Below are 23,705 nucleotides of genomic sequence, written 5' to 3' on the forward strand. Positions count from 1 at the left end.
TCCCCATGTCGTTAGGTACACACCGTCAATTTTGCTAGACTGTACTGGTCAATAACCAAGGAATAAAACATGTCATGGAATGAGCCCGGGGGCGGCAACAACCGACCTCGCGATCCGTGGGGCGGCAATGATCAGGGACCCCCTGATCTTGACGAAGCCCTGAAAAAGCTGCAACAGCGACTTTCTTCTTTGTTTGGCGGCCGTGGTGGCGGTGGCGCAGGGGGCACTGGCGGCTCTGGTGGACGCATGTCAGGAGCGTTGCTTGGGGTTATTGCGGCAGGTGCTATTACTGTTTGGGCACTTTTAGGCTTCTATCAGCTCGACGAGCAAGAGCGTGCCATTGTTTTGCGGTTCGGAAAATATGCGGGAACCATGCAGCCCGGCCTGCAGTGGAATCCGCCGTTGATCGACGAAGTGATCAAAGTAAACACCACGAAAATTCGCGCCGCTCAGGTTCGAGAAGTGATGCTTACTCAAGATGAAAATATTGTTGAGGTCACCATGTCCCTGCAGTATCTCATCGATGACACTGAGAAGTTTGTTCTCGAGGTGCGTGACCCCGAGGTTTCCTTGCAACACGCAGCGCAGAGTGCGCTTCGCCATGTTGTCGGTGACAGCACAATGGACCTTGTTTTAACCGAGGGTCGTGCGGCGATTGCCGGTGATGTTCGCAAGCGATTACAAACATACTTAGACGCTTACGGAACCGGCATTCGGGTGAGTAAGATCAACATTGACGAAGGCAAGCCACCGGCACAGGTGCAGGGCGCTTTTGATGATGTGATTAAGGCTCGAGAGGACGAAGAGCGGGTGAAAAACGAAGCCCAATCCTATGCCAATGGCATCGTTCCGGAGGCTCGCGGCCGTGCGCAGCGAGTATTTGAGGAAGCCAGCGCTTATCAACAGCAGGTGATGGCTCAGGCAGAGGGTGAAGCCTCTCGTTTTACGCAGCTTTTGGCCGAGTATGAAAAGTCACCAAAAGTTACGCGAGATCGCTTGTATCTAGACGCCATGCAGACCGTCATGGCCAATACCAACAAAGTCTTGGTCGATGTTGAGGGTGGCAATAATGTGATGTACCTGCCGCTTGATAAGCTTGCCCGCCCATCCGGGGGTGGTGCGGCAACAGGTAGTTCTCGAAGTGGATTGAGTGAACGCGATCTCCGAGACATCACTGAACGCTTGAAACAAGAGTTCCGCCGTGACATTGATGTGAACGATACGCGAAGGAGTACGCGCTGATGACAGTTAAACAGCTTTGGGGAGGCATACTCCTCGCCCTCGTTGTCATAGTGGCGTCGAATTCACTTTACGTTGTGAAAGAGACCCAGCGGGGTGTCCTGCTCAAATTCGGTGAAGTGGTAAATCCGGACTTGAAACCTGGTATTCATATAAAAGTGCCCTTTGTGAACAACGTGCGTCTGTTCGACGGTCGGATACTGACCGTAGACTCACCGGCTGAGCGATTTTTCACCCAAGAGAAAAAAGCGCTGATCGTTGATTCCTACGCCAAGTTTCGTGTCCTCGATACTGCCACCTACTACACCGCGACCAACGGCGAAGAGGCACGTGCCGCAGGATTGCTAGCGCAGCGCATCAACGACGGCCTTCGTAACGAAGTGGCGGTTCGCACCGTACAAGAGGTTGTTTCCGGTTCACGAGACGAGGTGATGGAGTCAATCACCCGGAGGATCTCTGAAGTGGCGGCTACCGAATTGGGTGTAGAAGTCATTGACGTTCGAGTTAAGAAGATTGATCTGCCCCCAGACGTTTCAGACTCGGTGTATCGACGGATGAATGCTGAGCGGGAAAAAGAAGCGCGGGAACTGCGATCAGAGGGCCAGGAGCTCGCTGAAGGAATTCGCGCTTCTGCAGACCGAGAGGTGACCGTACTTGAGGCCAATGCTTTTAAAGAAGCAGAAATGGTTCGAGGTTTGGGTGATGCTGAGGCGACGCGTATTTATGCAGAAGCCTACAATCAGGATCCAGAGTTTTATGCCTTCGTCCGAAGCCTTAAGGCCTACCAAGAGACCTTTAATGCGGGTAGCGACATCATGCTAATCGAGCCTGATAATCAATTTTATCAGTACTTGAGAAGCCAGAACGCCGGCAGCAAGTCTGGCAAGTAAGTCGAGTTATGACGTCCAACGAGCGTTGGTTATTACCCGACGGCATTGACGAGTTGCTGCCTGAAAGGGCAGCTTCTGTTGAGGCTCTGCGCAGAGCCCTGCTAGACGACTGTGCCCGATGGGGTTACCGCTACGTCATTCCTCCTTTGGTCGAGTTCACCGATTCTCTGTTGGTGGGGCTAGGTGCCGATCTCGATGTACTCACCTGCAAATTCTCCGACCGAAACAGCGGCCGGATGCTAGGCGTGCGGGCAGATATGACCCCACAGGTGGCAAGAATTGATGCACATGCGCTAGGTGAGGAGGGCGTCACAAGGCTGTGCTACGCAGGTTCCACACTTCACAGTGCTCCCCAGTCAACGGCTGCAGGGCGCTCGCCCATACAGTTGGGGGCCGAGCTTTATGGCTGCGCGGACATTAGTGGTGACCTTGAGGTTATTGATCTGATGCTTGCCTTGATGGCACGTGCTGATACTGAACAGCGACACGGTCCCATCACTTTGGATGTGGGGCATGTCGGCGTCTATCAAGCTGTACTCAAAAATCTGGGCGTTGAGGGCGATGACGCGAAGACCATCTTTGATGCGCTGCAACGCAAGTCGCTGCCCGATTTAGATAATGCGCTGACAACGGCTAACGCCGAGGTTATGTCGGTGTTGAGGGCGTTGGTTAACCTTCATGGCGGCCCCGAAGTTCTTGAGCAGGCGCGAACCTGCCTCGCGGGTGTGCCTGAGGCGCTATCCGCACTAGACGAGGTCGAGCAAGTCATTCATGCGGTGCAGGCAGTGCATCCCACAGTCTCAGTTTATGTTGATCTCGCTGAATTGCGCGGTTTTCAGTACCACACGGGCTTGGTTTTTGCGGCCTATTTAGATGGCATCGGTACGGCTGTTGCTACGGGCGGACGCTACGATAACGTTGGAGCGGTTTTTGGCCGCAGGCGGCCAGCCACCGGCTTTGCCTTTGATTTAAAAGCCTTAATTGCAGGTGCTGGGCAGAGTGTTGGCGGCGATATCATGGTGTCTGCCCCAGATTCGAAAGACGTCGAACTTTTAGACGTTGTTCAAAAATTACGTGCGACGGGTCGGTCAGTGGTAACAGCCCTAGGTGGCACCCACGATCCTCGGTGTCGTGAACGACTGGTGAAGGGCGATGAAGGCTGGGTGATTCAGCCCCTAAACCCAGGAGAGAATCAATGAGTAAAAACGTGGTGGTCCTTGGCACTCAGTGGGGTGATGAGGGCAAGGGCAAGATTGTTGATTTGCTGACAGAGCAGGCGTCTGCGGTAGTGCGCTTTCAGGGAGGCCATAACGCGGGCCACACCCTGGTGATCAACGGCGTCAAGACTGTTTTGCATGTCATTCCCTCTGGCATTTTGAGGGAGGGGGTGCAGTGCCTGATCGGTAATGGGGTGGTCTTGTCTCCCGCTGCACTGCTTAAAGAAATGGGCGAGCTCGAAGAAAAGGGCGTGCCCGTCAGAGAGCGTCTGGTTATCTCTGCGTCTTGTCCGTTAATACTGGCTTACCATGCGGCACTTGATGAAGCTCGAGAGCAGCGGCGGGGCATCAATAAAATTGGCACAACGGGCAGAGGTATCGGTCCCGCTTATGAGGATAAGGTCGCTAGGCGCGGGTTGCGTTTGGGTGATCTAAGAAATCCTGCGCGTTTTAAAGAGACGTTGACCGAGGTGCTCGATTATCACAACCATGCCTTAGTGCACTACTACGGGGCAGCGCCTCTAGAACTTGACCAGGTATTTGATCAAGCGATCTCCGAGGGCGAGCAATTGCTGCCCATGATGGGGGACGTAACTTCAATGCTTCACGATTATCGGGCGTCAAATGCTCGTATTCTATTTGAGGGTGCTCAGGGGTCTTTGCTGGACATTGACCACGGCACCTACCCTTTTGTGACCAGCTCCAACACAACGGCTGGGGGAACCGCTACCGGTTCAGGTTTCGGGCCTCTTTATCTGGATTATGTTTTGGGTATTACCAAGGCCTACACGACGCGGGTGGGCTCTGGGCCCTTTCCTACTGAGCTGTTTGATGCTGTTGGAGAGCGCCTGGCTGAACGCGGGCACGAGTTTGGTGCGACTACTGGGCGGCCTAGACGCTGCGGATGGTTCGATGCCGTAGCTTTGCGGACAGCGGTAAACATCAACTCGATTTCCGGTTTGTGCCTAACCAAGCTAGACGTGCTGGATGGGTTAGACGAGATCAAGGTTTGTGTTGCCTATGAGGATAAGCAAGGTAATGCCGTCGCAAACCCTATTGATGCGGTTGACTACGAGGAGCTGGTGCCGGTGTATGAAACCTTAAGCGGCTGGGATGAGTCGACCGTGGGCGCGCAAAGCGTTGCGTTGTTGCCGACCGCTGCACGTGATTACATCGCGCGCCTTGAGGAGCTTGTGGGGGCGCCGATTGATATTATTTCCACCGGCCCAGATCGAGAGGAGACCATAGTGCTCCGAAGTCCATTTGGTTAAATCATGTTAACAGCCACCAAACTGCTGTCGCTTTTGGTGTACCCCTTGTCGTTGGGGCTGCTGTTGCTGCTGGGCGCAGTTTTTTCGGGGGCGATAGGACGAAGAGGGTTGAGTTGGCTTTTGACGCTGCTGGCCTTTTTGGTGCTCTACTTTCCGTCGACTGAGTTTGGCTCAGAGGCTTTAATGCAGCCGCTGGAAGGGCGTCACCCCGCATTCTCTCCCGAGGAATTGCCTGCCGCCGATGCCATTGTTTTGCTGGGTGGTGCGAGTAATGGTCCCGCGCGCTTTGGTCGTGGTGCCGATCTCAATGATGCCGCCGATCGCGTCATGTTTGCTGCTGAGCTTTATTTTTCGGGTAAGGCCCCGATTATTTTGATCTCGGGAGGCGGTGCCGAGTCTATGCCTGTTGAGGCTGAACTTCTGGCGCAGCAGTTACAGGCACTCCAAATACCTCGCAAGCAGCTACTATTAGAGACGCAAAGCCGCACAACCTTTGACAACGCAGTTATGGCGGGTGAGATGCTTAAAAACGCCGGCTTGAAGCATATTTTGCTGGTGACTAGCGGGGCGCATATGCGACGGTCTTTGGCGCTCTTTGAAAAGCAGGGGCTGCAAGTAACGGCAGCCGCGACTGACCATCAAATTCCACAGTTCTCTAACCCCCACATACCTGGTTGGGTGCCCACCTTTTCGCGGCTTGCTCGATCTAGCCGTGCAATACACGAGTGGGTTGGTTACTGGGCCTATGACAACTCGGGCAAACTGTAAGCAGTAGCCTTAAATAAATTGGAGCTTCATGTCGCTATAGCTTGAGCCGGTCCAACGTTTGAAGGCCCGGTAGAAGCTATTAACCTCGGCATAACCTAGCTTCCAAGCGAGTGTCTTGCCCGGAACCCAACGATCCTCGAGTTGGCACTCACAGTGGTACTGGCGTACCTGATCAAGCAGTTCCTGATAGCTAATGTTGTCGACACGCAGTCTGCGTCGAAGTGTCGTAGGACTAATGCCTAATTCATCGGCAATGTGGTCAGAGCGTAGACGGCTGAGGTCGCCCGCGATTAACAGACTGAGGACGCGCAGTGTCGTGTGAGAGAAAGAGGCTGCTGTCCGTTGTGTAATTCGTTGAACCTGCTCTTGACTGATCTCTGGTTTGGGAGCTTTGACGTGAATGACCCGCTGGCTACGGGAAAAATGGCGTCTGGAGGCTTCGATAGGGGGCTGGGGGTGTCTTCTGGTTTCCATAGTACGCTTCCTTGCGATCATGAAGTGTTAGCACGGCAACTGGGTATGTGCCGCTGTTGTCGATCGGACACCATCCTTGGTAGCCGTCTTTTGTAGATTAGTCTGCTTTTAAATAATTACCAGCGAATTGCGGCGGTCTGGCTGTTTTTGATGCAACGTCACCGGGATTGCAGCGTGTCCTGTAGCATTTGATTGGGTAAGGGGCAGTCCATGACGGCGCCAATGGCTTTGATAAGGGTGAGCTCTCGAGGCGACAGGTGGCCGTCTTGCGCTGCAACTTCGGCCAGTGCCTTGAGTATGGTGACCTTGAGCAGCGGGTAACAATTTGCGAGCTGTTCAACAGCTTTTCCAAAGGGTAGTACGCCCATGGCTTCAGTGGCAGGCAAAGCAAGAGGCAGGTTCAGGACCCTTGCTCCAGCTTGAAACGCCGCCTCTGTATTGCCATGACTCAATTGCGCCAGAGTACCCAGCGCAACGGCTAGTGAGGAGCCGACATCTTTCAATTGGGCATGCTGAGGACGAGATGATCGTTTCACAAAATGTGCATCAAGGTAGTGTCGCACCAACTGATAAAGGCACCATTCAAAAAGGTCTACTTTTCCGTCAGCTTTAACCACTTCAATGAGTAGTCGCTTAAAAGTTTGGTACTGCGGTGCAGATAGAGTTTTCAGGGTCGGGAGACACAACTCGATCAGCGGTAAACGCAACTCAGGCTTCATGGCTTGAAGTTGTGTACCTCGTCGAGCGACTAAAACCTCCAGTCCGGTGATATCAGATTTATGAATCGCTGTACGTTGCGTCTGGGAGCTAGCTTCTTGCCAAAGCAGGGCTAGCAACAAGCTCATTGCCCCCAAGGGCTCCCGCGCGTCTTCAATGATATCAGCCGCTAACTTGTCGTTGATTTGGGTTGATGAGGCTTCTAGTGGGTTGGGAAAGTTGGCCTCAGGGCGGAGTTCTGTGGCAATGGCCAAAGCTGCGGTCAAACTGCGCTGGGCTTGAGAAATTCCTGTCTCTAGATTCGACCTAGATTCAGCATCTTGATGATTTTGGGCGCGCGTAATGAACTCGCCATTCCACTGAGGATCAACGCGGCGAATACGTTTTTCCAGCGGAGGATGCGTGGCAAACATTAGCCACAACCGATGTTTTACTTGACCGAAAAAAAGGTGAGACATTTCTTCAGCACGGGCAGATTCGACCAGCGTACCGGGCGTGTGACCTCCAATGACCTTTAAGGCGTCGCTAATACCATTTGGGTTACGGGTAAACTGCACCGATGAGGCGTCGGCTAAATATTCTTTCTGCTTGGAAATAGCTGACTTGATAAGACCCGCCATGACACCGCCCAGCAGCCCGACGAGATACAACCCCAGGCCAATTAATAGCAAACCGAAAGTATTGCTAGTACTACTGTTTGAGCTTCTGCGTGCTCGATGTGAGACGGCGCTGCGCATGAAAACTGCGCCCATATCGCCAATAAAAGTGATGCCTCGCAACATCGCCATGAGCCGTATGCTTAAGCGCATATCGCCATTTAGGATGTGGCTAAATTCATGTCCAACAACACCTTGTAGTTCATCCCGAGTCAGTTGAGTCATGGCACCTTGGGTAATGGCTATAACGGCATCACCCGGTGAAATTCCTGCGGCGAAGGCATTGATACCCGGCTCTTCGTCGAGAATATACAAGGGAGGCACCGGCATGTTGGCGGCCAAGGCGATTTCCTGAACAATATTTTGTGCTCGCCGCTCGTGGGGGTCTTCGGTGTTTGAGACGGCGGGTCTCGCACCCAAAGCCTCAGCCACGCTGAGACCTCCTTGGGAGAAACGGATCCAGTTATAGAGCACAACGGCGCCGATCACCACGATCAGACTAATGCTAACCACTAGCGTAACGCCGATATCAAGATGGCCAAGTTGAAAGGCGGTGGAATATTCGCCGTCCAGTGCTCCGGAAGACGTCAGCACGTAGGCCAGAAAAAGATTAATAGCGCCAATGAGCAGTGCAACCGCTCCAATGAACAGGGCCGTTAGGAGTCGTGTATTCCGCCTAGCAACCTCCTGCTCTCGGAAAAAATCCACCGCTCAGTTTTGCCTAGGAAAAATTGATCTTGGGAGCGTCCTGAATGGCAGCGCTGTCTGCAAACTCTAGCAGTGCGGCATCTTCTCGGTGCCCAAAAGCATTGCCGATAATCATGTTCGGGAAACTCTGTCGGTAGGTGTTGTAGCTCATAACAGCGTCATTGAACCCCTGCCGGGCAAAGGCCACCCTGTTTTCAGTTGAGGTGAGTTCCTCAGAGAGCTGTTGCATATTTTCGCTGGCCTTGAGGTCTGGGTAAGCCTCCATTACCACGTTGAGCTTGCCCATCGCCGCCCCCAAAGCGCTCTCTGCCCCCGCAAGATTCTTGATGGATCCTGAATCAATGCCGCTATCGCCAACGGCCTTTAGTGCTGAAGCGGCTTCGTTACGCGCTTCAACCACGGCTTCCAGAGTCTCTCGCTCATGGCTCAGATAGCCTTTTGCGCTTTCCACCAAGTTGGGGATTAAGTCGTAGCGTCGTTTAAGTTGAACCTCAATTTGTGCAAAGGCATTTTGATAGCGGTTAGATAAGGCTACAAGCTGGTTGTAGATCGCTATACCCCAAATGAGCAATATGGCAATCGTAGAAATAAGAATAATGAGCGTGGTACTCATAGGTAGCATCCTGAAGTTTTGGCAGCAGGCTTTAGAGTAGCTCTGCTTTTGGTCCGCGTCTAATCTTGGCGCGCAAAACATGCCATGGCGCGAAATTAAGGCTTTAAGCTCCCGCTCAATCCACTTCCGACCAACCTAGCCTGGTCGTTCACTTATTTCTCTGCCGCCTTATTAGGCAGATTGTCACCCTTCAGAAGCCGATTTCTCCGCCCAGTACTGGCTGACGGTTTGGGCTCCAAAGTCGGCAACCGCCTCAAAGAATGTATCGGGATCGGCATGACGCATCTGTGCTAACCCCAGCTCCATTTCCTTCGCAAAAATCAGCTCGGGAAGGTCGTCTTGTATTGCGACAAGGATGGCCTTTGCGCAATCAAGAGGGTCATCCCCTGCGTCAATAACCTCATCAGACAGCCCGCGTCGACCACCCTCTCCAGTAATGGCATTGCGGGCGACATCGGTAGCCACTGATCCGGGCAGCACGTTAGTCACCCGAATATTGTGGGGTTTATCGACTTCGCTGCGCAGGGCATCCATGTAGCCAATGAGACCGTGCTTTGCTGCGCAGTAAGCGGTTCTCAGCGGTGCTCCAATACGCCCAGCCACCGAGCTGATGGCGACAATATGCCCACCTCCAGCATCGGCCATGCGGCGCAGTTGCAGCTGTGTGAGCCAAATGGGTGCAATGAGGTCAATATTAATGAGTTCCGTGTAGATTTCGGGTTTTGTATCGATGGCGATACATCGCTGGCTGATCCCAGCGTTATTAACAAGAATATCGACCTGCCCTCGCCATGCCCATGCGCGTTCCACGATATCAGCGAGCTGATCATAGTCGGTCACCTCAAAGGGTAATACCAGACAGTCAACGGGCAGTGCGTCGGCAAGCTCTTTTAGCGCTTCTTCGCGACGTCCCGACAAGATAATTGAACAGGGCTTCTTAGCCGCCTCTGTAGCGAGTGCTTTCCCGATGCCCGATGAGGCGCCCGTAATCCAGAAAACTTTTTTATTTAAATCGGTCATTTCAGGAGCCTCTTACTCAGTTGAAGGTCTTATAAGTCGCGTATTAAAGCATGCCCTGAAAAAGCTCAGGCTGCACGGCTACGTCATTAGCGCAATGATCGCTTGGGCATTAGGTTGGCATAGGGGAGGGCAATTCGACCTGTACAAACCCGTCCGAAAGCGTGCCGATAACGTCGCCTTTAAGCTCAGCTGCCCAAATGCAGCGCGCCTGTGGCACTATCAGTGTCGATGTCTATCAAATATCTGTCTCTTAGCCATTAGCCCCGTGGGATTTGGCAAAAAGCCTGCCTAACTATAAACGAGGGTTACGTTTGGGCGACCAGTGGCATGATGATTTGGGCGCAGGCACCGCTGGGTACGTCCACAAACTGCAAGGTGCCACCGGCGGCGGTGACAATGCCGTGACTGACCGACAAGCCTAGACCGGTGCCAGCACCAACTTCTTTTGTGGTCACAAAAGGCTCCATGATGCTATCTCGTAGGTCAGTTGGAATACCTAGCCCATTATCAGTCACCGTAATCTTAAGATGATCGGCGCCACAATTCACTGCGATAACAATATGCCCCGCCAAAGTGTCGTCGGTATTTTTACGGTGATCAAGAATAGAATCTTTTGCGTTTCCAATGAGATTCATAATGACTTGCTCAAGCTTAGTCAGGTTGCAGGGCAGGGCCACAGGCTGCGGTAGCTTACCAATGGTGAGTGAAATATTGTCAACCTTGAGGGTTTGCTGAATCATTTGGGCGCTATTTTCTAGCGCCACCGCGGGATCACAGTAGTTTTCTGTATCGTCGGCTTCACGTCCATAAAGCAGCAGCTGCCGCACGATATTGCCTGCGCGTTCAATTTGGTTATTGATCCGCGCCAAGGTGTCCTCAGCTTTATCGTCTAGCGCCGACGTTTTCGTAAAGTGGTTCCGCAGGTTAACAGTCGCAAGACGAATAACGTTTAGAGGTTGGTTGATTTCGTGGGCTATGCCTGCCGCGAGCTCTCCAATCGAGGCAAGCTTCGAAGACTGAATAAGCTGCAACTCTTGTGTCTTCCTTGCTGAGATATCTTGCGCGGTTGCGCAGAGGTAGGACGTCCTTTGACGTTGGGTCGTCCATGAGAAAAAGAGAGTAGCTAAGCCAAGTCTTCTTTCCCTTCACTGTAATCAGTGCTTCCTGCAAATGCTCGGGACTTCCACCGAGCACCTTCGCCATTGAGGTCTCTGTTAGCAACCGGAGTTCGGGCTCCATTATCGTTGTGATATTGCTCGTCTCTGAGTCAGCCCGAGAAATCCCCAACAAATTTAAAATCTGCTCATTGGCAAATACGACTTGCCCGCTGGTCTTCAAAATAGAAACCCCGAGCCCGGCTGCACTTGTGAAGGCCCTAAAAAAACGCCCATCTTGTCCTAGGATTTCAAAAATTTTCCTCTGCTCTGAAATATCTCGTGTCAGTCCCTCTACCGCGATGGGAGTATTTTTTGTATCGTAAATAAGCTTGGCCGTTGTCGCTACCCAGAAATTTCCTTTGGGACCTCGCATCTCAGCTTCGAAGTTTTCGACAGCACCCTCGCCTTCAACGAGGGCAGCCATAAAGCGTTCCCTACCGTCAGGTTCAACGTAATAATCGCCAAGTTTGACGTTCATGATTTCTTCTACGCGGCCGTAGCCAAATATTTGTACCGCATTTGAGCTGGCGGCAAGCACCCGCCCGTCAAGGTCGGCACGGTAATAGGCAAACGGGAGGTGATTTATGAAGGCGATCGCGTCTTCATATGAAAGCGATTGAAGGTCGGTAATTAGGGCTAGCCTATCTGGCATAAGCGGTTTTCGGGTCCAATGTTAGGTGTCATATACGCCGAGGTGAAATTATATATTGCCAGCGTCGCTAAAAATTTGGAATGTCTTTTTCTGTAACTACGCTGAGACGGGTGTTTTGGGCCAGCAAAAATCATTCGCTCTTCACAGGTATTGATTCCCTAAGTCATTAAGGTTGCGTAGGTCATATCCTAGGGATTTAAAAACTGAGCGTTTGGTGCCGTCTCTGATGGAGTATCGGCCGATTAACCATTATTGCGCGCTTAAAGCACTGCCAGCTAGTTTCGGTGTTATCGCCTTGGGGTAAGGCTCGGTCGATCACGTCCAGCAGTGAAATGGTGGTGCCAGTTACGTAGTCCAAGCGCTCCAAGAGGCTTAGGTTTGCTAAGTTTACCGCGTCGGGTGCGATCTAAGGCTGGCCATGTCAAAAATCTTTCTCAAGGCTAATTTCTCGCCTTTAATGTGCATCTTGGCAGTAAATTGAACGAGCACAGCTAAGTACTCAGCCCGCGCAAATCTTTTGAACCGCGCAGCATAGACGATGAAAATCTAGGAGTTGCATGGTGTACATGGCAAAAATTGTTATGTGCACTCATTACCTGACCCCGCACGCTTAACCTGAGCGCATCATCTAAGTGATGCGTTTTGCCTAGAGGCATATGCAGAGATTTTTGATGAAGCCTAGGATCGAGAGGTAGAAGCCGAAATTCGAAATTCGAAAGGAGAAGGAGGTTGAGAACAATTAGTCAAAATGGGTCGTAAGTGAGGAGATAAGTTCTGCTAGAGTTTTTACGCTTTAAGGCAAACGTGTGTTTTTGAGCAAGGAGAGCTGCTTGACAAGGGCCCCACCACAAAAGCTAAGGTAGGAAGTAGGGGGAAAGCCCCTAGGACTTTATCAAAAAATAAAGGCTACTTGCCGAGATTAAGCTTATGAGAAGATGACAGTGGAGCAAAAAAACGAGGAGAAAATTGTTTCGCTTTTTAAAAACTAACCCTACTGCTTCGCTTATCCTGCTGGCCAGTATTCGATGACACTACGTTCCATTGGTAAGCGTCAAATAACGCCACTTGGGCGAATCGCATGCTTGCAGTAATTTTTCGGTTTTTCACAAGCTGTTTTGCTGCTGTCGCCCTTATCGCTAACCCCTTCCTGCTCCAAGCAGAAGACCTTGGGGGCGGGCTCGTTATTGACGTTTCTTCGGGAGTTCACAATGCACAAAACCCCGTCGATATTTTTCTTGAAGCAGGCCACTATTCCCTCTATCCGGTTGGGGTTGCGCAAGGCGGATACTTCGACGCCAGTTCTGCTTGGAATGGGAATGTGTTGGGTTGCTATGGAGATGCCCATTTGTGCGTGGTTGGTTGGACTCGTGAACTAACGATTTCAGCCCCAATAGTAGACCTTCGGCCAACGATATATGATGATTGGCTCAACCTAGAGGTGCTTCAGTGTGGGCAGGCCGCTTTATCAGCAGACCGTCCATTTTGGTCGATATTTCCCGCGTGGGAATCGCCATCGGCGGCACTCGAGGCATATCGATCTGCTGCCAATGCCGATGGACCGTGTTCGTTCGAAGTCAAAAGGGGTGGTTTCGTTAATTTTTTTGAGCGTGAGCTGAATAATCCATACGCTACCGGTGGTGTCAGTGTGCATGTAATCGGGTCAGCCACACCGCAAAGAGTTGAGGTTGATGTTTTTCCCGACGATGGCTCGAATACACTAAATTCACTTTCCCGGTATCGCGTTCCAGTATTGCTATACGGTAGCCCATCAGTAGATTTGACGGTATTGAGGCCTGAAACCTTGAGTTTCACTCTGCTGTCGTCGTCTATTCGATTTTCTCCAGGTGCGGAGTGTGTCGCTGAGGACGTGAATAGGGATGGGCTGATTGATCAAACTTGTGTGTTTACGGGTGCTCATGCGGCACGCCCCCCGGTACCTGAAAATAAAGTATCGCGTGCTCGCCTTGACGGCCTGCTGGCGAAGGGCGGACGCATCTTAGGTCAAGATGTCCTCACGCAGGTTACGAAAAATGAACGGTAACTTCGTCTCACCACTACGAATTATTGGAATCCTCATCGCGTTTACCCTAGGTGTCTATTTAACACACGACTACTCAAGTCGATTACAGGCCAGCTTAGAGGGCGTCCTTTGGACTCCCGCTGCAGGGCTGCGTGCGATCGCTTTGGTTTTGTTGCCAACTTACGGGTGGCCATTTGTCGTCGTGGGAGAGTTGCTGGCTAAGGCGGGGCAATATGCTCAGGAGGCCAAGCAATGGGGAAGTTTATGGCGAGACTTTACACTTGAACTTACCCCCATTCTCATGAGCTGTATTGCCATAGGCTATTTGCGCTTTCGCCGGGTGCGTTTGGATAAACCTACCACTAGGGGCATGCTTATGGTTTTCGCTTCAGCTTTGTTTTCCGGACTAGCGCTGATGCTCACATATGCAGCCGTTTTGTTAGTTAATAAATCTGTGAGCTGGATGACACTGCTAACTGTGTCTTGGGCGTTAATGCTCGATGACTTGGTCTCAATAGCACTGACATTCCCCTTAATTTTTATTGCAGCAGCGTTTTGGAAGCGACGCCTCAACAGGTATCACGTTAGGTTGATGCTGTGGCTAACGGTAGCGTTTGCAACATTTTCGATTCTACTTGCTCAACTGGAGTTCTTACCCAACACGCTCCTGTTGATCATCTACATTGGCACATTGTTGGTATCGATGCGCCTTGGGTGGATTGCTTCTAGTTTTGCCTGTCTTTGGGCCAACGCATTTACCTTGATCTCTTATCTCAAGTGGAGTGGCCCTGAGGGCCCTGCTCCAGCGCAAATTTACATTTTGATATTGACGGTGTCTTGTTTGTTGATCGGAGCGTTGTCAAGCGATGGTCGACGCCAAAACCGTTATTTAAGGACTTACGCCGCGCAACTTACATCTGCGGAAGACCGCGAACGCCAGCGAATATCTTCGGAGCTTCACGATGATGTCGGTCAAAACTTTACTGCAATGCAGCTGCAGCTTTCTCTTTTGAAAAGTCAGGCAAGTAATGTGGATGCTGTCGCTGGTGCCAAGAAGATGCTTGGGACACTAATTTCCTCGAGCCAAGACAGCGTATATCGATTGATTCATGGCTTAAATCCTGTTGAGTTGGAGGTTATGGGGTTCGAGCAGAGCCTCCGAAAGGGCCGGCTCGCTCAGCTGCTTGCTGCGTCAAACATTGATTATGAAGTCATCGTTAATGGCTATTCCGCACCATTGCCAGATGAGGTAGCCGCAGTGGCGTTTAGAGTTGTGCAGGAATGCATATCTAATTGCGTTAAACACGCTGAAGCAAAGAAGTTCACCGTTCTGCTCGATTATCAGCGTCAGAGACTACGCATGGTAGCTGAGGACAACGGCAGGGGCTTCGATACTACTACGTCTCAAACCAGCTTTGGACTCAACAACATTGCTACTCGATGCAAAAGTTTGGGAGGAGATTGGAATATCGCTTCATCGCCAGCTGGTACGCGGATTACGGTGAATTTGCCATGTGTGAACGTTTAAAAAATCTTGGGGAGTTGCGGTTGTGAATATTCTGACCATGGATGATCACGATGTAGTGCGAGCAGGCTTAATGCAGGTGCTCTCGCTTACCTTTCCGGGGTCATGCATTTTTGAAGCCAATGGCCTTGAACAAGCTTGCGCTGTTCTTCAATCCAACGATATAGATATTGTTTTGGTTGATCTGAGTTTGAAGGGTGAGTCAGGGTTAGATTTACTCACTTACGGCGAGAAGCATAACTTGGAGTGTAAATTTATCGTTGTGAGTATGCATGCGACGGAGCCATACGTCTCTCGAGCGCTCAGCGCTGGCGCCCTAGGTTATCTTAGTAAGCACTCGCTGACGGAGGAGCTTGAAGCCGCGATTCAACAGGTTCTCAACGAACGGCTCTATATTTCCCGAGACGTAGTCGAGAATACCAAGCACATGCAGAGGCATCAGGAGCAAACCGGGTTTAATAGCCTGACTGAAAAGGAGCTGGAGGTATTTCATTTGCTAGCGCTTGGGCATGCGGTGAAACACGTCGCTAAGGAAATTCCCATCGCTACGGCGACTGCTCACGTTCATCGACGCAATATTCTTACCAAGCTAGAACTCAATACAAATTTCGACCTGACGAAGCTAGCGTTTTCGTTGGGATTGATTACCCCCACGGACCTGTATTGTTGAGCCCTACCTCAGTGGATAGTGTTGGAGCCCCCGAGCTTGATATTGCATGTGGCGGACACGTAGGAAGTGTGTGAATCGATCGGACCCAACTCAATGAAATTGAGTGCTCCGCCAAAAAAGCATGTGCGTTTTTTTACTGAGTCTTTTCAGGTCAAACATGTCAAGACGAGTATGCATTGTGGGGTTGCTGTGCCAAGCAGTCTGTTGGGGAACGATTTAGGCTGGCAACAGGCCCCATTTGCTCGGAGTAAAGTGCGAAAGTATTGGTGCGTGTTGATGTTTCACCTGTTTTTTATGTCAATCCCCGCCGTTGTCTGGGCTGAAGGTCAAGTCATCAACATCGATTCAAAATACAACACATATTACAACCCGCAGTCGATCTACCTCCCCGCGGGTGATTATGCGCTGGAGTATATTGGTCCGTTGCAGGGCGGCAGACATACAGCACGAAATGCTTGGCGGGGCATAGCCATTTGGTGCAATCAACTTGAACTATGTGAGCTCGGTTGGCAGGTGTCTGTGGTAATTGATGGTGACTCCCTTAATATCCCGCCAAAATACTCTTACAAACATTGGGGGGCGGGAGAGATTTTAATGTGCCGTCCAGATAATTTTTGGGCGATTAAGCCCTCAAATTTTCGACATTTAGCCTTCGCCTCTCCCGAGGGCGCGCTTGAAACTATGCGTAATGCACAAGACGCAGAGGGTTTCTGCAGCTTACAGTTGCAGCGGCCAGGCTTTATCAGGCTGTTCGATGGAGATCGCAACGGCAGCGACAATCATGGTGGAGTCAGCGTGCGAATATGGACTTCTTTGCCTAGGCAGGACTTCTTGTTGGATATCGTGCCCGGTACGCATAGTAATGTCATTGACGCGTCAGTTGCCGGTATTTTAGAGGTTGTGATCTTCGGTGGTGACGCGCGCGACGTGTCCACTATCCGCCCGGAGACTTTGTCACTTTTACCTGATGCCAGTCCGTTGAATGTGCAGCCGTCACCGGTGTGCATGCAAACGACAGGCAATGACGACCAGTACCCCGATTTAGCGTGTCAGTTTGTAAGAGATCCCTCTGAGGTTGGCCCGGGAGCTACAGGTGTTTACCTCAGAGGATTGACTACTGACGGTAAGATGATTCAAGGAAGGGACGTGGTGACGCTTCGTGCAGCGTCGAAACAGTAAGGTGTCCATTTACGACTCTCGTTGGCCGTTGTTGCAACCCAAAAATTAGCCTTTGGCCCAAGCTGTTTTTAATCTACTGGTGGGGTTTGCCTCAGGTAAGTCAAATCAAGACGAGACAGCGCTGCCCTGAGTTGATTTTTTGTCCGCTCCAGCGTTGTTATCTGCCGCTGTCCAACCCGTTGCTGTGATGGGCTTCCATTAGGGATCTACAGCGCGACTGCAAACATTAATCCCAGCGCAGGAGCCGGTTAGCCATTGGGTGTCAATCTCATTGCGATGGCCCTCACAGTAAATCAGATACAGGGTGGGGTAGGGCGCCGTAATATTTAGTCATGAATCCTTCTGCACTCGGCACATCCGCAGTAAAGCGTTGGTTGTCATGAGTGGCTGAGAAGTGTGTGGTGCCCAGAAGAGGACTTGAACCTCCACGCCCTTGCGAGCACTAGCACCTGAAGCTAGCGTGTCTACCAATTTCACCACCTGGGCACAGGGGGAACTCGGAAATCCGAGGCCGGAGAGACTAAGCCGGGTCGCCGCTCTTGTCAATGTGGCTGCGGATATCGCCCCCACCCAACAGGTTTTATCAAGCCTCGGTGTGTAGCCATTTAAGTTCGCCCTGCACTGGCTGTCACATTAATGTGTAACGTGGCGGTGGGCATTCCTACTTGGTAAGACAATCGAAGCGCGTGCTCTTAGCTGGTATCAGCGTATGCGGCTAGCCTTTTGTAACCACTTTGGTTTTGCCATGTATGATCTCTCGGGGGCACTGGTCGCTTATGACTAATGGCTTAGCAAAATGCAGGGGCCTCTACTGGCCTTCTCGACAACGACTGGGACATTCTAGTTTGATGGCAATTAAGCGTTACAAGGAGATTGATGCCGTTCGGGGTTTTGCCCTGTTTGGCGTTCTGTTGGTCAATCTTTACGCGTTTGGGGCTGACTCTTTGGCTTGGGACGGGTCTCTAGATCAGCTGTTCTGGCAAATAAAGCACGTGCTCTTTGAGTCAAAGTTTTGGGGCCTCTTCAGTTTGCTGTTTGGGATCTCTTTTTGGCTGCAGATAAGGTCAGCGCTCAAGCCTTGGCATCTTCTAAGACGTTACTGTGCCTTGATGGCCTTTGGTTGTTGTCATGCCCTGCTTTTTGAGGGCGACATTCTGATGCTTTATGCAGAATTTGGTGTGCTGCTGTTGCTCTTTCACAAGTGCTCAACCCGCATCTTGGTTGTTGCTGCGGCCACATTTTTGATGGTTTTTCCTATTGGGCATTATTGGGTGCCCGATCGTGGATTCAGTGATCAAGCAAGCAATATTAATCAGGCGCAGCAGTGGCTGGAGGAGGATCGTGAAGATGGCTTGTACAGCGCAGGGTCTCTCAGCGATATCGTCGCTGAGCATGCAAGCTATATTCCGGAGATCCCTTGGCAAGACTACCAGTGGCCCGATTCGGGGTGGGCGGTATTCGCGCTCTTTTTACTCGGCTTCTGCTTTGCTCGAGAGGACGGCTTGCAGCGCTTCGGCCAAAGACCGAGGGTGGTCTCAAAAGCGAGTTTTTGGATGTTCTTGTTTGGACTCGGCGCCATGTCGATCGAGGCCTGGATGACCCATGCCGTGGGCTATCGTATTTTTGGTGAAACTGTTTCGGGTGGCGTTACGCAATTTGTCGGTGATCTCGTGTTCCTGCTCGGCACCCTATCGCTGACCGCCGCGTGGTTTTGTTTGATGTACAGTTTTGCGACGCGCTGCAGTCACTGGTGGATAGTTCGTGCCCTGGAGGCGGTTGGGCGAATGAGCTTAACGACTTATCTCAGCCAAACCTTAATTTTCACCACGCTTTTCTATGGCTATGGCCTAGGCTGGGCCTACTGGCTGGGTCCCGCTGCCGTTACTGGCGTCGCCCTTGTAATTTTTATGTGCCAAATCTTATTTGCGAAGTTTTGGTTTTCAGTTTTTGTGATTGGACCCTTTGAGTGGCTTTGGCGACTTGCCACAGACCTTCGTCTCCCGGCATTGCGGGTAGCGCCAAGGCGAGGTCCAAATTGTTAAAGCGCCCCTCAAAGAACGCTGGTGCGGTTGAACCGTATAGCCCGCGGCGGGCTTTCTGATAGACCGTGATTAGTCCCTCAGAATTAGGTACGAAACACGTCCCATTAAGTCCTTTAGCTAGACCGCTGCCGTGAAACTTCAGTGCCGCCTCTTTGAGCCGCCATATTCGGTAAAACAGTGTGTTTGCCCTTTCAGGGCTAGCTTCCTTCAATGCCTTTGCCTCAAAGGTTGAGAACAGCTCCTGCGCTAGCTCCGACGTGTTGTGTGTCTCATCGGGAATTTCCACATCTAGGCCGATGCGTCGGGCCGAGCAGCTAGCCGCAAAGATGGCGTATGGCCCCGATGAACTCACACTTATCGTGTATTCATTGACGGGCAGCTCAAGCGCATTGGCTTTTGCCGTGGGTGAGGAAAGGTTGCCAAACGCGGTTTCACGCAGCCACCGCAAACAGGCTCGGCGCTGGACAAAGGCGCTTTGTGCGCCAGATGCTCGCAGCCCTTGCGTTCGCTGACGCTCAGGGCCGGTTAAGGAAGTTTCGCAATCGAGCTGGAAGGAAAGATCGTCAACATACCGAAGCACATAGATCTCGACGGTGTGTTGTCCGGCTTGCAGCGTGCATCTAGAACCGACCGCGTCGAAGGCTTTAGCTAAATGTGCGCTTCGATTCGTCACAGCGCGCGTTCCAAGTTGACGGGGCTACCTGAGTGAACCCCTGGAGCTAGCACCATGCTTTTCATCACAAGTCCCAGCCCCTCCACGGTGGTATTGGGTTCTAGTACGGCCCCCCCCATGACGGTCGCGCCAAAATTGATCGCGCTGTTTGGCTTGATCGAGGTTTGCTTAACGGTCAAAAGGCGATGCTCAAAACTGTGCAGCTGCAATTGGCCTTGAACGATGCAGTTATCGCCAATATCAACGGCGTGCCAATCGAAGGCCTGCATTGGTTCGTGGATTAACGTATTTTTGCCAATGCGGCAGCCAAAGGCTCTTAAGAAGGGGTTGGCTAATACCGAGCCTCCCAAATGGCGCAGTGTGGGTCCTGACCATTTGAAAAAGCAGTCTTGGGCCAGAAAGTAGGTGAAGTGTCGCAGTGACCAAAAGGGGGTTTGGTGATTTTCCCCCCAGTGCTTTGGTATCAAGCATTTCTTGATACTTAGAGCCAAAACCTGCAAACAAAACGTGGCTCCAATAATGGCTGCTAATGACTCCAAAATTGCTGATGAGTTGAAAGTGTCCACGATCAGAAGCATCAGCGCTAAGATAAGTATGGGCATTGCGGGAATAAGAGCGACGCCAATCAGGTCGCCAACTAAAACACGCAGGGTAAACAGCGACCACGTAGGAACTTCTGTGCCAGTAGCTTGGCCTTCAGGTTGGGCAAATTCGATGACGGGATTGCCGGCAAGAACCGTCACTGTGGGCTGAGTCATTGCCGGGAGACGACGAAACTGGTGATCCCCTGTGGGGGTGCTGACTCCGAGTAGGAGTTGATCTGGCAGGATGCCAGATTCAGACACACTGTTATTGCCCAAGAATGTGTCGTGTCCAAAATTAAGGGGGCGTAGGTAAAGGTATTCGCCCTCATCATCGAGCATGCCAGTTCGACAACCGTTAGCCATAAAAATATTGGGTTGGCTGGTAAGCATTTCGGGAACCAGGTTAACCATGACGTCGCATTCGCTGGCGCCAGTTTGGCCATAATTTACGCCCGCAAGACGTCGTAAATATTGGCCCGTTAACGTCCAGGTCCACAATCGTTGTATTTGGTTCATCTTTTCCTGTCGGTAGCGGAGCATCACGGCGGCGAGGCTCGATCCTTCCAAAACCCCTGGCTTGTATGGCGTTAGCCTGAGAAAGAGGCAAGTTAGAAATGATGTCACTAGTAGTGTGAGCCACGCGGCAAGAACGGCTCCGAGGAAAAAATCTGTCAGGAGTTGAAACAGGGAGGCAGTAACAGTATCCGTTGCGCTGGCGTAGTCACCCAGCAGCCATTGCGAGATCCCGCTTAAAATTAATGCTGCAGGGATGACAAAAAGCAGGCACTCAATAAAAAATTGCGCGGAAATACCCTTGAGCTCGGAGGCGTATCGGTTGGCAGAAGAAGGCGTTAAGCGGCGGTTACGTTGCAGCGATAATCGGCTGCCCACTGGGTCAACATCAACTCCGTCGATTATCTTAAAGTCATCGACAGTAGCCCCGTGTCGAGCTGCACTGAGTGGGGTGAGCCAGCAACCCTGGCCCAGCGTTACACCCGGGCCAACAAAAGCGCGCTGTCCCAACTTAGTGCCAGCGCCAACGCTTACTTTATCTACAATCAGCCGATCACCCTGCCAGCGCTGGCCGCTTAGCTGAGCGCCGCTTTGCACAACCACACCGTCTTTGAGTTCCAGCATGTTTAAGGGTCCCAAAAACTCGGCGCTCTGAGAAATGTGTGTGCCTCTACCGATATCGGCCCCTAGTGTCCTTAACAGCCAAGCATAAATTCCGGGAGCGCGTAACCACCGACTCATTGGCTGGAGTACCATCCGCTGCTGACTGTCCAGCCACCAAACCTGCCAGTGCGCACGACTCCACTTCTGATAATTCCCACTTTTGATGTTGGTTGATCTAAAAAGTGCTCGTAAGACAACGACCCAGGCTAAATTTAAGAAGGGAACGCCTAAGTAAAAAGTAAAGGCAAGTAAGGTGTAGGCAATAAGTTTCTTGGGGTCCCCATCGAGAAAGGCTGTTTCGGGGTCGCCCCAAGCCAGCAGTAAAACTAAGCCTGACAAGGTGGGTAAGCGCAGTGCCAAAATGCCTAGGGCCTGTAGTAGCGTAAAAAACTTTGGGCCAAGCCTTGGCTGGGTCGAATCTTTTACCGTCGCCTGGGCAGATTGGCGCCTGTCTGCTTTCTCCTTTGAGCTGCCAGAGATTTGGCTTAGGGGGAGTTGGGCGGCAAGTCTGGGGGTGCGAAAGTCGGTCAGAAGATCTCGAACAGATACGTGATAGCCAGCTTGGCGCAGGACTTGGGTGAGCTTTGCTATGGCAATGGAGTGTGCGCCCCACTCGACGAAATCATCGTCCCACTTGAGTGTGGCGCCCAGTACTTCGCGACAAATATTCAACACGCCTTTGCCGGCAACCGGCTCAGTTTCTTTACTTTCCTGCTGCTCTGCTTCCTTATTTTCGCCAGCTTGTTCATGAGCAGGCAGTGAGGGCAGTTGCTGGCGGTCTATTTTTCCCGACAGGGGCTTGAGGATAAATTGGGGCACGAGAAAGATTTTTGCGGGTACCGCGTGCTCGGGAAACTGCCGCCGCAGCTCGATTTGGATAGAACGCGCCCAATCTGCTGGAGCCGGGAGCGTAGAATGATGCTTTAAGTTCTCAGGCGAGCGGTTCGGTGCGATGACGAAGGCGATGAGCTCATCATTGCGGTAGTCAATAACCGCCGTATCAATATCATCGATAACGTCCTGAAGAAAAGACTCAATGCCCTGAGCCTCTACACGATGGCCCCGAACTTTGATTTGCGCATCGAGACGCCCCAGAAACTCAACTTGCCCCGTAAGGGGGTCAATGCGGCAGCGATCGCCAGTGCGATACAGGCGTCCATAATCGGGGTGTTCAATAAATTTTTCAGCGGTGGTCAGAGGTTGGTTGCGGTAGCCCTTGGCGAGATGACAACCCCCAATACAAAGCTCTCCAGTTTCACCCCAGGGCAACGCTCGATCTTTATCAGGTTCGATAATGATGTATTCGACCCCGGGGAAGGGTGCGCCTATGGTGACAGGTTTACCGGGACGCAGTAGCTGACGGCTGGTATCGGTGCTGGCCTCGGTTGGCCCATAAGTGTTGATGATCTGCCGTCGTGCTCGAGACCACGGTTCTACTAAATTGGCGGGAAATGCCTCGCCTGCAGGAATGATATAGCGGCAGATTGGATAGGGTAGGTCGTGTTCGGGGGTGTCACTGAGAGTGCTCAGCAGCACAGGGGGACAAAATAGCGCGGTGACTTCTTGCTCCAGTAATATCGGTACGAGGTCGGGCCCGGAGCGCACCTCGTCTTTGGTGAGTAGCACCACAGCGGCACCGGATACCCATGCACTGTAGAGCTCTGAAATACTTCCGTCGTAGCCCAGAGATGAGGTGAGCGATGTAGCGTCAACCCCGGCCGTAAAATCGAAAAAATACGCGTAACTTCGAGCTAGATTTATGTAGCCTTTGTGGGCGCACTCAACACCCTTGGGTTGGCCTGTTGTCCCGCTGGTGTAAAACACGGCGGCTACGCGTTCTTCTGGATCATCGAGCCAAATAGGGCGTGCCCGTTGAATCGGGGCATCAATTGAAACTCGGCTAAGATCGAGTATGGGAAGCTCATCAAGCTTTAGGCCATTGTCATTGCTGACCAAGAGAACTGGGTCGGCATCCTTCACCATTTGTTGCTGTAGCGAGATGGGCGCAGCAGGATCTAAAAACAGCTGGGTTGCGCCAGCTTTTAAAATTCCCAAGTGGCTGGCAACAATGTCGACGCAGTTTTGTTCCATGGACACGGCAACGATCTGATCCGGTCCGCTGACATAGGGGGCAATTGCAGCTGCAATTTGTTCTGCTCTGTGATCGAGAGTTTGGTAGGTTATTTGCTCGCCAGTTGTTGGTACTTGAAGGGCAGTAAAGTTGGGGTAACGAGCGGCACTGCGCTCAAAAATTTCATGCAGCCATTCCACGCCTTTTTGATGGTCTGCGCGAATCCACAAATCACCCGTGGGCTCATCTTTGAGGCAATACACGTCTGAACTGGAGCTAGGCCTTGTGCTCTGAAGTGCTCTACCGTACTGCCACCATGCCAGTGAGGAGAGGCTCAGCATGCCTAGCACGCTTGCGGCGAGGGTGAGCATTATAGAGGTGCA

Annotated in this window: 17 protein-coding genes, 1 tRNA gene and 1 pseudogene; 10 read left to right on the forward strand and 9 right to left on the reverse strand. The window is 51.8% G+C overall.

What is annotated here, in order from left to right:
* Nucleotides 1–69: 69 nt before the first annotated feature.
* The 5 genes from hflK to ACMAZB_RS02390 are packed head-to-tail and all read left to right on the forward strand — an operon-like array spanning nucleotide 70 to nucleotide 5,385.
* Nucleotides 70–1,242 (forward strand): FtsH protease activity modulator HflK, encoded by a 1,173-nt coding sequence (gene hflK, locus ACMAZB_RS02370; protein WP_435219244.1) that lies wholly within the window; start codon nucleotides 70–72, stop codon nucleotides 1,240–1,242.
* Nucleotides 1,242–2,129, forward strand: coding sequence for a protease modulator HflC (gene hflC, locus ACMAZB_RS02375; RefSeq protein ID WP_435214108.1), 888 nt, complete (start codon nucleotides 1,242–1,244; stop codon nucleotides 2,127–2,129). Before hflK ends, hflC begins: the two co-directional genes overlap by 1 nt.
* A gap of 8 nt (nucleotides 2,130–2,137) precedes the next feature.
* The gene (locus ACMAZB_RS02380) at nucleotides 2,138–3,328 is read left to right on the forward strand and encodes an ATP phosphoribosyltransferase regulatory subunit (protein ID WP_435219246.1); all 1,191 of its coding nucleotides are present in this window, start codon (nucleotides 2,138–2,140) and stop codon (nucleotides 3,326–3,328) included.
* Entirely contained in the window at nucleotides 3,325–4,617 is a 1,293-nt protein-coding gene (locus tag ACMAZB_RS02385; RefSeq protein WP_435214110.1) for an adenylosuccinate synthase, read from the forward strand. The genes ACMAZB_RS02380 and ACMAZB_RS02385 overlap by 4 nt, the downstream gene beginning before the upstream one ends.
* Nucleotides 4,618–4,620: 3 nt before the next feature.
* Nucleotides 4,621–5,385, forward strand: coding sequence for a YdcF family protein (locus tag ACMAZB_RS02390; RefSeq protein WP_435219248.1), 765 nt, complete (start codon nucleotides 4,621–4,623; stop codon nucleotides 5,383–5,385).
* 9 nt (nucleotides 5,386–5,394) lie between these two features.
* Here the strand turns inward: ACMAZB_RS02390 and ACMAZB_RS02395 are convergent, their stop codons facing one another.
* From ACMAZB_RS02395 to ACMAZB_RS02420, 6 genes are all read right to left on the reverse strand, one after another.
* On the reverse strand, nucleotides 5,395–5,859 hold the full coding sequence (locus tag ACMAZB_RS02395; protein ID WP_435214114.1) for a helix-turn-helix domain-containing protein: 465 nt from the start codon (nucleotides 5,857–5,859) through the stop codon (nucleotides 5,395–5,397).
* Between the two features lie 158 nt (nucleotides 5,860–6,017).
* Entirely contained in the window at nucleotides 6,018–7,940 is a 1,923-nt protein-coding gene (locus ACMAZB_RS02400) for a M48 family metalloprotease (protein ID WP_435219249.1), read from the reverse strand.
* A gap of 13 nt (nucleotides 7,941–7,953) precedes the next feature.
* The gene (locus tag ACMAZB_RS02405) at nucleotides 7,954–8,553 is read right to left on the reverse strand and encodes a LemA family protein (protein WP_435219251.1); all 600 of its coding nucleotides are present in this window, start codon (nucleotides 8,551–8,553) and stop codon (nucleotides 7,954–7,956) included.
* Nucleotides 8,554–8,736: 183 nt separating this feature from the next.
* The gene (locus tag ACMAZB_RS02410; protein ID WP_435219253.1) at nucleotides 8,737–9,573 is read right to left on the reverse strand and encodes an SDR family NAD(P)-dependent oxidoreductase; all 837 of its coding nucleotides are present in this window, start codon (nucleotides 9,571–9,573) and stop codon (nucleotides 8,737–8,739) included.
* Nucleotides 9,574–9,878: 305 nt separating this feature from the next.
* Nucleotides 9,879–10,604 (reverse strand): sensor histidine kinase, encoded by a 726-nt coding sequence (locus ACMAZB_RS02415; protein ID WP_435219255.1) that lies wholly within the window; start codon nucleotides 10,602–10,604, stop codon nucleotides 9,879–9,881.
* Nucleotides 10,498–11,382 carry a PAS domain-containing protein gene (locus ACMAZB_RS02420; RefSeq protein ID WP_435219257.1) on the reverse strand — a complete coding sequence of 295 codons (885 nt, stop codon included), beginning with the start codon at nucleotides 11,380–11,382 and terminating at the stop codon, nucleotides 10,498–10,500. The genes ACMAZB_RS02415 and ACMAZB_RS02420 overlap by 107 nt, the downstream gene beginning before the upstream one ends.
* A gap of 1,078 nt (nucleotides 11,383–12,460) precedes the next feature.
* Here ACMAZB_RS02420 and ACMAZB_RS02425 point away from each other — a divergent pair.
* The 4 genes from ACMAZB_RS02425 to ACMAZB_RS02440 all read left to right on the forward strand — a co-directional run bounded on the left by ACMAZB_RS02425 (nucleotide 12,461) and on the right by ACMAZB_RS02440 (nucleotide 16,776).
* Nucleotides 12,461–13,423: a hypothetical protein gene (locus ACMAZB_RS02425; RefSeq protein WP_435219259.1), complete on the forward strand. Its 963-nt coding sequence runs from the start codon at nucleotides 12,461–12,463 to the stop codon at nucleotides 13,421–13,423.
* Nucleotides 13,413–14,930, forward strand: coding sequence for a histidine kinase (locus ACMAZB_RS02430; protein ID WP_435219261.1), 1,518 nt, complete (start codon nucleotides 13,413–13,415; stop codon nucleotides 14,928–14,930). The genes ACMAZB_RS02425 and ACMAZB_RS02430 overlap by 11 nt, the downstream gene beginning before the upstream one ends.
* A 22-nt stretch (nucleotides 14,931–14,952) precedes the next feature.
* Nucleotides 14,953–15,597, forward strand: coding sequence for a response regulator transcription factor (locus ACMAZB_RS02435; RefSeq protein ID WP_435219263.1), 645 nt, complete (start codon nucleotides 14,953–14,955; stop codon nucleotides 15,595–15,597).
* A gap of 276 nt (nucleotides 15,598–15,873) precedes the next feature.
* On the forward strand, nucleotides 15,874–16,776 hold the full coding sequence (locus ACMAZB_RS02440) for a hypothetical protein (protein WP_435219265.1): 903 nt from the start codon (nucleotides 15,874–15,876) through the stop codon (nucleotides 16,774–16,776).
* 399 nt (nucleotides 16,777–17,175) lie between these two features.
* Here the strand turns inward: ACMAZB_RS02440 and ACMAZB_RS02445 are convergent.
* Nucleotides 17,176–17,262: transfer RNA gene (locus ACMAZB_RS02445), tRNA-Leu, on the reverse strand.
* Nucleotides 17,263–17,624: 362 nt separating this feature from the next.
* On the opposite strand from ACMAZB_RS02445, the gene ACMAZB_RS02450 reads away from it, so the two are divergent.
* Nucleotides 17,625–18,818, forward strand: a complete 1,194-nt coding sequence (locus tag ACMAZB_RS02450; protein ID WP_435219267.1) for a DUF418 domain-containing protein — start codon at nucleotides 17,625–17,627, stop codon at nucleotides 18,816–18,818.
* A 118-nt stretch (nucleotides 18,819–18,936) separates the two neighbouring features.
* Here ACMAZB_RS02450 and ACMAZB_RS02455 read toward each other — a convergent pair.
* Both ACMAZB_RS02455 and ACMAZB_RS02460 read right to left on the reverse strand, forming a co-directional pair.
* Nucleotides 18,937–19,491: pseudogene (locus tag ACMAZB_RS02455) on the reverse strand (4'-phosphopantetheinyl transferase family protein); the annotation flags it as partial.
* Complete coding sequence (locus ACMAZB_RS02460; RefSeq protein ID WP_435219268.1) at nucleotides 19,488–23,693, reverse strand: AMP-binding protein; 4,206 nt, start codon at nucleotides 23,691–23,693, stop codon at nucleotides 19,488–19,490. The gene ACMAZB_RS02460 and the pseudogene ACMAZB_RS02455, both read right to left, overlap by 4 nt.
* Between the last annotated feature and the right edge of the window lie 12 nt (nucleotides 23,694–23,705).

This window comes from Luminiphilus sp. nBUS_07 (assembly GCF_051201685.1).
Lineage (GTDB): Bacteria > Pseudomonadota > Gammaproteobacteria > Pseudomonadales > Halieaceae > Luminiphilus.